Origin of the sequence: Kribbella qitaiheensis (genome assembly GCF_042657745.1) — a bacterium.
Classification (GTDB): domain Bacteria; phylum Actinomycetota; class Actinomycetes; order Propionibacteriales; family Kribbellaceae; genus Kribbella; species Kribbella qitaiheensis.
In genome coordinates this window covers 226,436-238,372 of sequence record NZ_JBHSKE010000003.1, presented here as the reverse complement: position 1 = coordinate 238,372, position 11,937 = coordinate 226,436, and the positions used below count along the sequence as shown (strand labels likewise).

12 protein-coding genes are annotated in these 11,937 nt (G+C 69.0%); 6 read left to right on the top strand and 6 right to left on the bottom strand.

Going from position 1 to position 11,937, the window contains the following annotated elements; all coding sequences use genetic code 11:
* Together ACFPJ1_RS02610 and ACFPJ1_RS02605 are read left to right on the top strand one after the other, a co-directional pair.
* Nucleotides 1-202: hypothetical protein (locus ACFPJ1_RS02610; RefSeq protein WP_380101149.1), on the top strand; the 202-nt coding region annotated here is incomplete at its 5' end.
* Nucleotides 199-1,707 carry a GMC family oxidoreductase gene (locus ACFPJ1_RS02605; protein WP_380101148.1) on the top strand — a complete coding sequence of 503 codons (1,509 nt, stop codon included), beginning with the start codon at nucleotides 199-201 and terminating at the stop codon, nucleotides 1,705-1,707. The genes ACFPJ1_RS02610 and ACFPJ1_RS02605, both read left to right, overlap by 4 nt.
* Before the next feature lie 157 nt (nucleotides 1,708-1,864).
* Here ACFPJ1_RS02605 and ACFPJ1_RS02600 read toward each other — a convergent pair whose 3' ends face one another.
* Nucleotides 1,865-2,287, bottom strand: a complete 423-nt coding sequence (locus tag ACFPJ1_RS02600) for a VOC family protein (RefSeq protein ID WP_380101147.1) — start codon at nucleotides 2,285-2,287, stop codon at nucleotides 1,865-1,867.
* 71 nt (nucleotides 2,288-2,358) lie between these two features.
* On the opposite strand from ACFPJ1_RS02600, the gene ACFPJ1_RS02595 reads away from it, so the two are divergent.
* Complete coding sequence (locus ACFPJ1_RS02595; RefSeq protein ID WP_380101146.1) at nucleotides 2,359-2,664, top strand: hypothetical protein; 306 nt, start codon at nucleotides 2,359-2,361, stop codon at nucleotides 2,662-2,664.
* A gap of 360 nt (nucleotides 2,665-3,024) precedes the next feature.
* Here the strand turns inward: ACFPJ1_RS02595 and ACFPJ1_RS02590 are convergent, their stop codons facing one another.
* The 5 genes from ACFPJ1_RS02590 to ACFPJ1_RS02570 all read right to left on the bottom strand — a co-directional run bounded on the left by ACFPJ1_RS02590 (nucleotide 3,025) and on the right by ACFPJ1_RS02570 (nucleotide 9,734).
* A complete protein-coding gene (locus ACFPJ1_RS02590) occupies nucleotides 3,025-3,678 on the bottom strand; it encodes a hypothetical protein (protein ID WP_380101145.1) in 654 nt (217 codons plus the stop codon).
* 332 nt (nucleotides 3,679-4,010) lie between these two features.
* Complete coding sequence (locus ACFPJ1_RS02585) at nucleotides 4,011-7,256, bottom strand: chromosome segregation ATPase (RefSeq protein WP_380101144.1); 3,246 nt, start codon at nucleotides 7,254-7,256, stop codon at nucleotides 4,011-4,013.
* Nucleotides 7,253-7,906 (bottom strand): hypothetical protein, encoded by a 654-nt coding sequence (locus ACFPJ1_RS02580; RefSeq protein ID WP_380101143.1) that lies wholly within the window; start codon nucleotides 7,904-7,906, stop codon nucleotides 7,253-7,255. The genes ACFPJ1_RS02585 and ACFPJ1_RS02580 overlap by 4 nt, the downstream gene beginning before the upstream one ends.
* The gene (locus tag ACFPJ1_RS02575) at nucleotides 7,903-8,547 is read right to left on the bottom strand and encodes a hypothetical protein (RefSeq protein WP_380101142.1); all 645 of its coding nucleotides are present in this window, start codon (nucleotides 8,545-8,547) and stop codon (nucleotides 7,903-7,905) included. The genes ACFPJ1_RS02580 and ACFPJ1_RS02575 overlap by 4 nt, the downstream gene beginning before the upstream one ends.
* On the bottom strand, nucleotides 8,544-9,734 hold the full coding sequence (locus tag ACFPJ1_RS02570; RefSeq protein ID WP_380101141.1) for a hypothetical protein: 1,191 nt from the start codon (nucleotides 9,732-9,734) through the stop codon (nucleotides 8,544-8,546). The genes ACFPJ1_RS02575 and ACFPJ1_RS02570 overlap by 4 nt, the downstream gene beginning before the upstream one ends.
* A 223-nt stretch (nucleotides 9,735-9,957) precedes the next feature.
* Between ACFPJ1_RS02570 and ACFPJ1_RS02565 the strand changes: the two genes are divergently transcribed.
* From ACFPJ1_RS02565 to ACFPJ1_RS02555, 3 genes are all read left to right on the top strand, one after another.
* On the top strand, nucleotides 9,958-10,626 hold the full coding sequence (locus ACFPJ1_RS02565; RefSeq protein WP_380101140.1) for a phosphoribosyltransferase: 669 nt from the start codon (nucleotides 9,958-9,960) through the stop codon (nucleotides 10,624-10,626).
* Nucleotides 10,521-10,877, top strand: coding sequence for a GH36 C-terminal domain-containing protein (locus tag ACFPJ1_RS02560; protein WP_380101139.1), 357 nt, complete (start codon nucleotides 10,521-10,523; stop codon nucleotides 10,875-10,877). The genes ACFPJ1_RS02565 and ACFPJ1_RS02560 overlap by 106 nt, the downstream gene beginning before the upstream one ends.
* Nucleotides 10,878-11,046: 169 nt before the next feature.
* Nucleotides 11,047-11,859 carry a TrmH family RNA methyltransferase gene (locus tag ACFPJ1_RS02555; RefSeq protein WP_380101138.1) on the top strand — a complete coding sequence of 271 codons (813 nt, stop codon included), beginning with the start codon at nucleotides 11,047-11,049 and terminating at the stop codon, nucleotides 11,857-11,859.
* Nucleotides 11,860-11,937: the final 78 nt, after the last annotated feature.

Sequence of the window (11,937 nt, the reverse complement as noted above, 5' to 3'; positions counted from 1 at the left end):
ACCTCGACCCCTACCCGGCCACCGACGCGCCGATCAGCTCTACACCCTCAACTGTGAAGAGCCGGATATGTCCGTGAAGGAGCGCGACGACGTGCGGATGCTGACGCTGTTCGGCGTACCGAAGTTGTCGCAGACAACAAGGAAGTCCGGGCTCGTGGCTGCCGGAGGATCGTGCGATCGTGAGGTGAGGGAGGCCGAATGAGCGCCGATGTGATCGTGGTGGGAGGTGGCACAGCAGGGTGCGTGCTGGCGGCCCGGCTGAGCGAGGACGCGGGGTGCTCGGTGTTGCTGGTCGAGTCCGGGCCGGACTATCCGAACCTGGACGAGCTGCCGGCCGATGTTGCCGACGCCTCCGAGCCGACGGTGGGTCACGACTGGGGCTACTACGCCGAGGCTGACCTTCTGGACCGGCGTGTCCCGCTGCCGCGAGCGCGGCTGATCGGTGGCTGTTCAGCCACCAACGGCTGCTTCGCGATGCGCGGTGCACCGGCCGTCTACGACCGCTGGCAGGCTCTGGGCAATCCTGGGTGGAGCTTCGCTGAGGTCTTGCCGTTCTTCCAGCGGTTGGAATCCGACCTGGATTTCACCGACCAGTGGCATGGGATCGACGGTCCGATCCCGATCCGCCGCCATCCGGTCGACGAGCTCAACCCAATCCAGCGAGCGTTCATCGATGCCGCCGTTCAGGCCGGGCACAGTTACGTCGCGGACCACAACCGACCAGGCGCACTCGGCGTCGGACCGACGCCACGCAACGTCCGAGACGGCCTGCGGATGAGCACCGCCGTCACCTACCTCGCCGCCGCCCGGCACCGGCCGAACCTCACCATCTGCTCCGACACGACGATCGGACGGGTAGAGATCGCACACGGCCACGTGGTCGGGGTTCGTTCCACAACGGGCGAACTGCTCGAAGCGGACCGGGTCGTGCTGGCCGCTGGCGCCTACGGCAGTCCGGCGATCCTCGCTCGTTCGGGCCTTGGCCCCGCAGCTCGCCTGTCCCCACTCGGCATCGACGTCGTGGCGGATCTGCCGGCCGTCGGCGAGCATCTGATCGACCACCCGATCGTTGCCGTCGACCTACCCACGAGACCGGCCGCGGGACCGCGCTTCCAGGCGATCGCCACCCTCTCCTCGACGTCGACCGGAACGCCGGACCTCCACCTGTTCACAGCCGGACCGTTCCCCGTCGAACGTGAGGCCAGCGAATCCGGCGCGATCTTCGGGATCGTCGCCGGGCTCATGGCGCCGCAATCGGAGGGATCGGTACGGCTCCGATCCACCGACCCCAACGATCCACCGCTCATCGACGTTGCACACCTTCGCCACCCCGACGACCTCGCCAGAATGGTCGACGCAACCGTCGAGGCCCGCCGGATCGCCCGCTGCGAGCCGCTCGCCACGCTCGTCACCGGCGCCGAGATCGCACCAGAGCCGGCGGCCGCGGACGACGACCGCGCCGCGATCGCCGACTCCATCCGCACCCGCGTCGCCTCCTACCATCACCCGGTCGGTACCTGCCGGATGGGCACCGAGCCCGACCGAGACGCGGTCGTGGACGCCCAAGGCCGGGTCTACGGCGTCGACCGGCTCTGGGTTGCCGATGCCTCGGTGATGCCGACGATCCCAGCCGCCGGCACCAACCTGCCGACCATCATGGTGGCCGAGCGCATAGCCGCCCGGCTGAGCAAGCCCGACTCGATTTGATCAGGTACGAGGCCGCACCCTCGAGCGCTTAGTGCGCACATCCAACCGCCCCAACCGGCAAACCTGCAGGTCACGGCCCTACGCCCACGCCTACGCCGTCTCCGTGATACGAGTCAGGTCGGACAGTGCCGAGGCAGCCCACCAACCGGAGCAGTGGTCACCCGCTCTTGAAGTCGTCGGCGGTCATTCCGACGGTGTGTCCTTCCGGCCATTGGACGAGCTCGATGAGGTAGCCGTCGGGGTCGCGCACCATGGTGACCAGCGGCTCATCGGGACCGGCTGTTGGCCGCGCCGGATCGGCCTGGATGCCGTGGCCGGCCAGGGTGGCGATGGTGGCGTGCAGGTCGTCCGTCTGGATGGCGAGGTGGTTGAGGCCGCCGGTCTCGGTGACCGGCCGGGCGGGGTCGTGCGCGAGTTCGACGGTGACGAACGGGTCATCCGGCAGCTGGAGCATGGTCAGGGTGCCGAACGGGGTGTCGGGAACAGTTCCGACGACGGTGTAGCCGAGTGCCTGGTAGAACGCACGAGAGCGATCCAGGTCGGTGGCGCGGAGTCCGACGAGCAAGGTGCGCACGGTCATCTCCCTGATGGTCTGACGTCCTGCAGGTTCGTTGGGTCAATGATCAGTGTTCGACGTCGTACAGCAGGTGCGTGACACGATTGCCTTGGGCCACGCGAGCCGGGGAGCGTGACGTCGTCGCCGGCGTCCATGACGCCGAAGAACGGCCTACCGCCACCGGAGACGACGGGCACGACGTTCATCACGACCTGGTCGATCAGGCCGAGCCGCAGTGCCTGCCCGCCGATCTGACCAGCAGCGACGTCGACGATCCGGTCGCCGCAGAACTCGCGTGGCTGCTTGATCGCGGCTTCGACTCCGTCGGTGACGAACGTGAACGGTGCGGTGTCCGCATGCTCCCAATCCGTCGGCGCTCATGGGTGACGACGAAGACGTGATCACCCGCTGCCGGTACGCCATTCCAGCCGTTCGTCTGATCGAACAGGTTCCGTCCCATGATGACCGCCCCGATGTCGGTGTAGACGGAGTGCATGAAGTCCTTGGACGCCTGCGTTGTGCGCATCGCATGCTCGTCGGATTCGGACATTTTCCGTTCGACCTCGCCACCCGCCATCCAGTCGAACAACGACCCGATCTGGCCATCGGCGTACGCGATGTAGCCGTCGGCCGACACCGCGGCGCAACCCATGATTGCCTTGCGCCGCGTCTTCTGAAACCCAACTTGGGGTACGCCAATGCCGAGCTGGCGCGACAGTTGCGGCCCCTCGAGCGTTCACGTTCACGTGTGCGGCGTGATGTTACGGGGACTCGGGGGCAATGCCTACTAGGGCGGCGGCGGCGCAGATGTGGACCGGGGTCAGGTCTGCGGGGGCTACGGGGGCCTGGAGGAGGGTGCCTCGTTCGAAGGGGGTGAGGGCTATATCGATACCGTGTGCGCCGGCTACCAGGCCCCGGACGTACGTGAGCCAGCCCATCATCGGGATGCCGCGGCGGAAGACGCCGGCGGCTGCGGCTAGTTCGGTGTCGGCGATGCTGGCCCATTCGGGTTCCCAAATCGTGACGACTGCCCGGAGTACCTGGGCGAAGCGCTCGGACTGGGTGAGGGCGTCTTCGTCACTCCAGTGGAGCGTCAACTGGTCAGCAGCGGTCGTAAGCGTTCCACCCATGGAGAGGTCGAACAGCCAGGGGAGGTCGCCCGTGCTCTGCAGGTGGAGGCGGGTCGTGCTCGAGCCGTTCGAGAGGACCTTCGTGGTCGCCTCGACCATCTCCTCCAGCGGCGTGGCCGCGTCGGTCTCGAGCACGTGGTATCCCCAGCGCTCGTCCTGGGTCCACAGGTGCACGTCGGGGAAGGCGACGGCGACGGCCGTCAGCGTGCGCCCGACTCGGAGCGCGCGGTGTTCGACTGATTCGTCCCGGTGAGCCCACTGAGCGCGCAGTAGCCAAGATGCCATCTCACGCCCTCCGATCAGCTGCCGGCTGGACCTGTCCAACGGACGGTACGCCGATCGGTGAGGGGTTGGCCAGAGCTCCGCCTACTCCGTGTGAACAGCGGAAGCGGAACCGAACGCCCCTCTGCTGACACGTCACCACTCCAGTGTGAGGGACCCCCAGGTCACCCCCGACCACCGGGGTCCCCTTTCCGCAACATCTCGCCAAAAACCTGCGCACGCCTACACCCACCCCACGTCCCCCAGACCGCCCGTCCACCAAACCCCTTCACTCACCAACCCCCGCGCCCTACCCACCACCCCCGGCGGCCCGCCAGCTCAACCCCGGCCGTGGGTTAGTTCGTGTCTTCGGCGGGGGTGTTTTTGCGGGTTGGCTTGGGTTTGGTGCGGGGGGACTTTGTGGGGGTCGGCTCGGCGGCCGCGGGGGGTGTGTTCTCTGGCGGGTCGGGGGTGGCGGCGTCTTCGAGGGTGGGGGTGGGGAGGTCCAGGGTTGGGCGGGGGCCGCGGTAGGAGTCGAGCCACTCGCGGAGGAGTTCCACCCGGGCGGCGTACTCCTCGTTGCCCTTGACCACGGGGGACTGGTTGTAGGCCATGGTGTCGGAGCTTCGGCGGAGTTTGATGTAGAGGCGGGACGAGGAGAGGGCGTAGCGCTCCATGTCGTCCTGGAGGGCGCCGATCACCGTGATGTTGCGGTCGCGGCCGATCTGCTCGAACAGGGCGACGGCTTCGCGGCGGTGCTGGGAGCCGAGGTTGCGGCCGAGTTCGTCGAGGATCAGCAGCAGCGGGCGGTCGCTGCCACCCGCCAGGGCCGCGGCGCAGACCAGCTTCACGGCCTTCTCGTCCATCTGCGCGGTGTTGCCCTTGACGTTGAACGCCGAGAACGGGCCGCCCTCGGAGCGCCGCCACTTCGGCGTGACGGTCCATCGCCATGGCTTGTCGGGCTCGGCCGGCGGGTCGGGCTCCGGATACTCGAGCTTCGCTCCGTACCCGCCGTACTGCTGGTCGAGGCGGTCGAACTCGTTCGATACCAGGCGCAGCCGCGCCTTGATGCCGTCGGCAAGGGATGCGCGGTGGGCCCGGGCCGTGCTCTCCGCCTCGCCGAGACCCTCGCGGGCACGCTCGAGTGCTGCATTCCGCTCGGCGCGCTGGCTGGCGATCTGCTTTTGCTGCAGGCTGTCGAACGTCTCGTGCTGCGCGAGGTGGCTGGCAAGAGTGCGCTGCAACGCCGGCACGAGGCCGACCCGAGCGCCCAGTGTCCCGTTCGACCAGCCGTCGGGGCCGTTGAGGATCTCCCAGAGCTCCGACGGGATCTCTTCGCGGGACCGCGCGTTCGGAAAGCAGCGGCGTACGACGTCGTCGAGTTGCGTGCAGGCCTGGTGGTTCCAGTCGGCGGTCGTACGGCGCTGGGCGTCGTTCGGCAGGCCGAGCAGGTACTCCGATGCTTCGGCGGGCGTGGATCCCCAGGCGGAGGCGCGGGTGACCAGGTCGAGGTCGGACTGCTCCTCGAGCAGGGTGAGCCGGCGGCGGCCGAGGTCGTCGAGGATGCGGTCGAAGTCGCGCCGCGTGGCTTCGAGGTTCTTCAGGCGCTCGTCGCGGACGAGTTGCTGCCCGGCCGCGGCCTCGGCTGATTCCTTGGCCGCTTGGAGCGCGGGCGCCAGGCCGTCGCGGTCGTCCTCGTGGCGGTCGTTCGCCTCGCGGAGCGCGAGGATCTGCTCCTGGACGTCGGCGGCGGTGCCGAGCGCGCGGGCGGCCGCGGTACGGCGTTCGGCTTGTTCGACGCGGGCGCGGGCCTGTTCGAGCGCGGCAGAAGCCTCGGCGCGCGCTTCGACTGCGGCCTCCAGGCGGCGGCGGGCGGCCTCGATCCGAGCGGTCCGGCCGGTGATTGCCTCCTCGAACTGCCCGACGGAAACCACACCAGCGGCCTCGTCGATGACCTCTTTGGCAGAGCGCTCGGCCAGCGCCGCGAAGAACGCATCGAGCTTGAACCGCTTGTCCGCGGAGGAAGGACCGCCCTTGAAGACGGCAACACCAGGACGGTTCGCCAGGATGAGCAGGAAACCGGGATAGCCGGCGTCGCTCAGAGCGGACGCGGCCAGGGCGGAGTCATCCGCGGCGACGACGACAGCCTCGCGGTACGGCGCGAGTCGTGGTTCCCACTCGGCGCGGTCCTTGACGGAGAGCTCGGTGATGTCGGTGAGAGCGCCGCACTCGATACCGGCGTTCTCCAGCACCTGCTGCTGCGGAGCCGAGACCGTCTGGCCGCTCTCCGCTTCGCGCAGCTCGGCTGTCGCCTGATCCACGTAGGAGCGCGCCCCGTGATCCAGCCCGATGTGTTCTTCGAGGACCGCGCGGGCCTCTGCCTGCTCCTCGGCCGCTGCGGCGAGGTCGCGTCCATCGGCCGAGCGACCGTCGTCCAGCAGCCGCCGGTGCTCCTGGCCGAGTCGTTCGAGCTGCTCGCGGACCGAACGCTGCGCTAGATCCAGTTCACGGTCACGGGCGTCGAGCTTGTCGCGCTCCTGCCGGGTCAGCTGGACGTCGCGGAGCAGGTTCTCCTCGCTGCCGAACGCGTCGATCTCGCTGTCAACGGACTCGCGCCGGGCTTCCTGTTCGGCCACGCGCTCGTCCAGCTCGGCGAGTTCGTGCAGGATCTCGCTGTTCCGGGCGTCGCCGTCGACCAGGTGCCGGGCGCAGCGCGCCTGCCAGGATTCGCGCGCAGCCTCCAGCGCCTCGCGCGCAGCGGCACGTTGCAGAATGCCCGCCTCGACGGTCGCCATCTCCTGCTCCCACCGCAGCAGGTCGGCCGTCGCCTGCTTGGTCGCCTCGCGCTGGGTGTGCTCGGCAGAACGGTGCGCCTGCTCCTGCTCCAGCTCGTGATCCAGCCCGGTCAGCGTCGCGATCGCGTTGAAGATACGGGCCGGGCCGAGCTCGTTCAGCGGCTCCGCCAGCAGGTTGGCTGTCGGCGACGACCTGACGGAGGTCGAGAGGAACGACACGCAGCGGACCTGGCCGCCATACAGGACGGTCGAGAGTTTGTTCGCGTGGAAGTCGGTGCGTCCGTTGGAGTGGGGGAGCGCTGCCCACAACGCGTCTGCGCCCGCCGCGCGCTCAGCCTCGGTCGAGCCGTACGGGACGTGCAGGCCGTGCTTCCAGCGGAGATCCAGGTACGACGCTTTGCGGTTGATCCGGATCCAGACAGTGATCGTCGCGGCCTCGATGTCGGCGAGCTCGGTCAGGTCAGGGTCGGAGAAGACGCCGACGATGTAGCCGCGATCGACGTTCGACCAGTTGCCTTCCTGGCCGGCGGCTTCTGCGGTGAACAGCAACTCGGCAGCACCCGGGGCACCGCTGGTGAGACGCCACTGGTCGTCGGCGTGGAGCAGCGAGAGTGCGGCGATCCAGGACGACTTGCCGGCGCCGTTCGAGTCGGTCGGGCCCTGGCCGGCGACCGTGACGAGGCCTTGGCCGACCATCGGGATCGGGTGCGTCGACAACCGGGACAGGTCGACGACCTGGACACCGAGCAGCACCTTCGAGCCGAGGATGTCGAACGGGCCGTCCTCAGCCGGGGTGGGTGTGCTCATGCCGCTCCTTCTTCCGTGGTGACGCCTTTGCGAGCGCGGATGGCCTCCGCGATCGGGCTCGACGGCGCGGCCGCGAGGATCAGCTGATCCTGCAGTCGGCGGCGCGCGGCCGGGGTGAGTCGTTGCAGTTGCGGGCCGGGGATGTAGCTCGGTCCGCCGGAGTGGCCGCCGGACAGCTGGATCAATCCGGCGGCGCGAAGTCGTTGCAGCGCGAGTCTGCGCTCCTCGCTGCTGATCTTGGCGGTCCGGAGCTCGTCGACCGTCGTCGGGCGTGCGGACTTCCAGCTGTCGCCGGTGAGGATGCCTTCGCTACGCGGGATCGCGACTGAATGGACCAGCACGAGCACCAGTACTGCGCGATCGACCACCGACAGCGGTTGCCAGCCTTGGGCAGTCAGCGTTTCCGCTACGTCGTCGGCGTAGCCGGCGGTCCAGTGGGTGCCGTCGACGTGCACGAGAGTCCGACCGATCAGCTTCAGCATCTTCTGGACCTGGCGGCGCAGGGTTACGTCGCGCAGGCCGGCCAGTTGGGCCTCGGGCACTGGATGCGCCGCATATTGAACGGCGCTGAAGGCAGCGAGGACCTCGTCGCGGCTGCGGTCGCTGAGGTCCTGCAGCAATGGATCGAACAAGGCGTGCTGCTCGGTCATGAGTCCCCCTCAGCTGCAGCGGAAGAGGCAGGCGACGCGTCCTCGGACGGGAGGGGATCGGGTTCGGGGTCCAGCGGGCCGCGGGGTGTCAGTACTGCGGTTGGTGGATCCGGGAGGATTCGGCAGAGCTCGCGGAGGCCGGTCAGCTGCGATGGGCCCCAGGCGACGACGCGAGGGCCCAGGCGAACCTCGCCGGCTTTCTCGTTCCAGATGAGCCAGCTGGTCGCATGCAGGCGGCGGAGGCTGCCGATGATCAGGGTCAGGTCGCTCGACTGCTCGGGACGGCCGCGCAGATCGGCGTACACGGCCTTGATCTGTGTGAGTGTGCCCACGACGCCCGGCCAAGCGGGGCCGCTCCGATCCGGCCAGCAGCAGGTCACGCAGATCGCGAGCACTCGAGCGGTCTCGTTCGGCTGCTCGACCGCGACCGGTGGAGTCCCGAGCTCCTCCAACACACTGTGCCCGGCCCCGTCGGGAAGCGTCGGCAGCATCCACACGGATTCACCGTCAGGTTCGGCCGCGCGGGTCAGGCCGGCGACGGCGGGAGTGTCGGGTGAAACCTGCAGAGGCCCGGCCGACTGCACCTTCGCCCACCACAATGCGTTGTAGCTGCGCCCGTTCTCCACGGCCCCCGAGGTCATCGCTTCACTCGCCTGAACGTGCCGTGCGTCGCCCACGGAGTGCCGGCCGACGGATCGATCCGCATCCCGTCGGACCAGACGAGCTCGTAGTCCAACTCGTCGTGCAGATGAGCCGCGGTCAGCTCCGCGAGCACCCGGCGCGCGGTGATCCAGTCGCCCGAGTCGTCCACGACGTCGACGATGCTCACGCTGTCGCGTCCGGCGAGGATCCGCTCGGCCTCGGCGCGCAGGTCCTCCCGAACCGTCGCTGCGGCGGATTCCGGCGCCTCTGTCTCCGACGAAGGCCGTGGGGGCGCCATCCGCGCAGTACCGGTACGACGCCCTGATTCGACTGCCTCGAGCATCCCCTCGGGCGAGAAGTCCGGCGCGGCGGCGTCGAAGAGCAGCCCGTCGAGCACTCCCGCGAGCACCTCCGTCTCGCTGCTCCGGGTGAACGTCAGCCAGGTCTCGATCGGCAGCAACCCGAGGGCGCGCGTAGTACCGGCTCGCTCGACCAGACGGCCGGCAGCCAGCTGCACGGCATCGGCATAGGCGGCCAGGGACATCCGGAGATGGGTGCACGCCCGGTGCAGAGCGGGCCACCGGTCGAGCACGATCCGGTGCACCTTCTCGGCTTGCTCGATCAGCCGCTCGTTCCCCCAGGCGAGCTGTGCGTTCTCCCGCAGTTGCGCCGTGGTGCTCGTCGAGACGAGGATCGACAACTCGTTCCCGAGCAACCGGAACACCTTCGTCAGCCGCTCGATCGACGCCTGGCCCTGCTCGGACGTGGCTCGCGGATCGCTCACGCTGTGCGCCTCGAGCGTCAGCAACTGGTGCAGCTCGGCCTGGCCGCCCTGCACCGACATCCGCTTGAGGAACATCAGCATCACGTACGGCGCGAAGGCGGCGCGGTGACGCAACTCGTTCGGCCGGTCGACCAGCTTGGTGATCGCGCCGTACTGCCGCAGGACGTCGAAGCGGCGGACGATCACGTCGTGCGGGTAGCCGCGGCAGGCGAGGGTGGCCTGCTCGACGGTCAGCCCGTCGCTGCCGGCCTCGGCGAACGCGTCCAGGATCGCCTGGTCGACGTCGAGCAGTTCGGGATCGACGATCATCGCACCGGCCTCGCGGGCGAGCACGGCGAAGACCTGGCGATAGACCCGCAGTACGGCCGCTTCGGCCTCGGCGTCCAGCAACGTCGCGTCCATCGCGAACCTCCTCCCGTGTGCCCGGCCGACCCGACAGCCTAAGCCGCCGAGAGCCAGAAAACGGACTCTACTGACCCGCACCGACGGATCGAAAACCGAGTGAGACCCGCCTGTGGATATCTCTCGCACCCGGGCAGCGCGTCCGTGCAGCGGACGCGAGGTCTTGCCAGCGGCGGGCCCGGCGACTCCACTGGAGGAAACGGACGAAGAGGGTGGGCCGAGGATGTTCGCCGATCGCGAGGAAGCGGGACGTCGGCTGGCCGCGGCGGTGAAGCGGCTGCGCGACGAGAATGTGATCGTGCTGGGGCTGCCGCGGGGCGGGGTGCCTGTCGCCGCGGTCGTCGCGCGGCACCTGGACGCACCGCTCGACGTGATCGTCGTGCGCAAGCTCGGGTTGCCCTACCAGCCCGAGCTCGGGCTCGGCGCCGTCGGGGAAGGCGGGGTCCGGGTGATCAACGAGGCGCTGCTGCAGGCCACCGGCTTCTCGGCCGAGGATCTGGCCGAGGTCGAGGAGCGCGAGTGTGCCGAGGTCGAGGCCCGCGCCATCCGGTTCCGCGGCGACCGGCCGCCGATCACGCTCACCGGGCGGACCGTAATACTGATCGATGACGGTATCGCCACCGGATCCACGATGAGGGCGGCCTGTCTGGTCGCTCGCGCGCTCTCGGCCGGCCGGGTCGTCGTCGCGGCGCCCGTCGCCGCCAAGAGCAGCCTGAGCAAGATCGAAGAGGTGGCCGACGAGGTCATCTGCCTGCACACGCCGCGGCTGCTGAACAGCGTGGGGGAGTGGTACCGCGACTTCAGCCAGACCAGCGTCGCGGAGGTCGTCCGCCTACTCCCAGGCTCGCACCCAGATGTGACCGGAGCCCCAGCGCCGAACCGCAGCAGCTGAATGCTCCGGTCACGTCGACAGAACCTCAGCCCAGGGAGAGCCGCCGCGAGTCTGTCGTGCTGGTCTATCAAGAGGCCCAGCAGTACGACAGCCAGCCGCCGCCGATCCGGCTCCGGGGCCTCGACAGTGCCGCGCTGTATCGCCTGGACGACGGCACAACCCTGACGGGTGCGGTCCTGATGGCCCACGGCCTGACTCCGATCCTCACCGGCGACTACGCCAGCCAACTCATCCGCCTCACCCGCAACTGAAAAATCGGATGACGGCCGCGAAGGCTTTGTCTACCCTCCGAAGCATGATGAGACTGCTCGGCTAGTGCGTCCTCAAACGCTCTAGCCGACCCCAGCAGCCGTACCGGTGCGGACGACCCTAGACGGGCGTCCCCGGGCGGTTTGCTGTTCTCATTCACCGGAGTCAAAGATGGCACCGTCACGTCTCGACGCACGCCCGATCGGCCCTCAGCACCCCCGGATCCGTGAGCTGCTTGCGCTCCGCAAGGACGCTTCGGCAGGCCGGATCATGGTCGAAGGCGGCTGGGAACACGACCAGCTCCTCGACACCCCGACCACCATCGAAACCTTCATCTACTGCCCCGAAGCAGGAGACGCCCGTACTGCGGACGTCGCCGCGCGGGTGGCCGCGCGAGCCACCGAGGCGTACCGGATCTCGGAGAAGCTCCTCGCCAGGCTGTCCCGCCGGGGGCGACCTGACGGGCTGATCTCCATCGCGAGGCTTCCCGTCTGGCAGCCGGATGACTTCAGTTTCGACGAGTCCTCGCTGGTGCTGGTCGCCGACGGGGTCGAGTACGCGGGCAACCTCGGCACCCTGATCCGTACCGTCGACGCGTGCCGGGCGGACTGCCTAGTGCTCACGTCCCGCCGGGCGAGGTTGACCCACCCGACCGTGTACGCCGCCAGCCGGGGGATGGTGCTCACCACGCCGGTGCTCGAGTTCGACACGATCCCCGATGCCGCCGAGTGGTTGCGCCGGCATGAGTTCGACGTCCACCTCGCCGATCCCAGCGCGACCGGGAGCTACCGCGCGACGGCGTACCGGGGGAGACCGACCGCGTTCGTGGTCGGCTCGGAAGGCGGCGGGCTGTCGAGGACCTGGCATCAGCAGGGGTTTCAGGCGGTGTCGATCCCGATGCTCGGGCAGGCCGACTCGCTCAACGTCGCGCTGTCCGCCGGGATCCTCCTCTTCGAGGCCCGCGCCCACAAGGAAGGTTGGTGATCAGGTCCGCCTCCAGGGCGGCAGCGCGGCGGCCGGCTTCAGTCCGGCAGAATGGGCGCGGTTGGCGTGGGTTCGAGT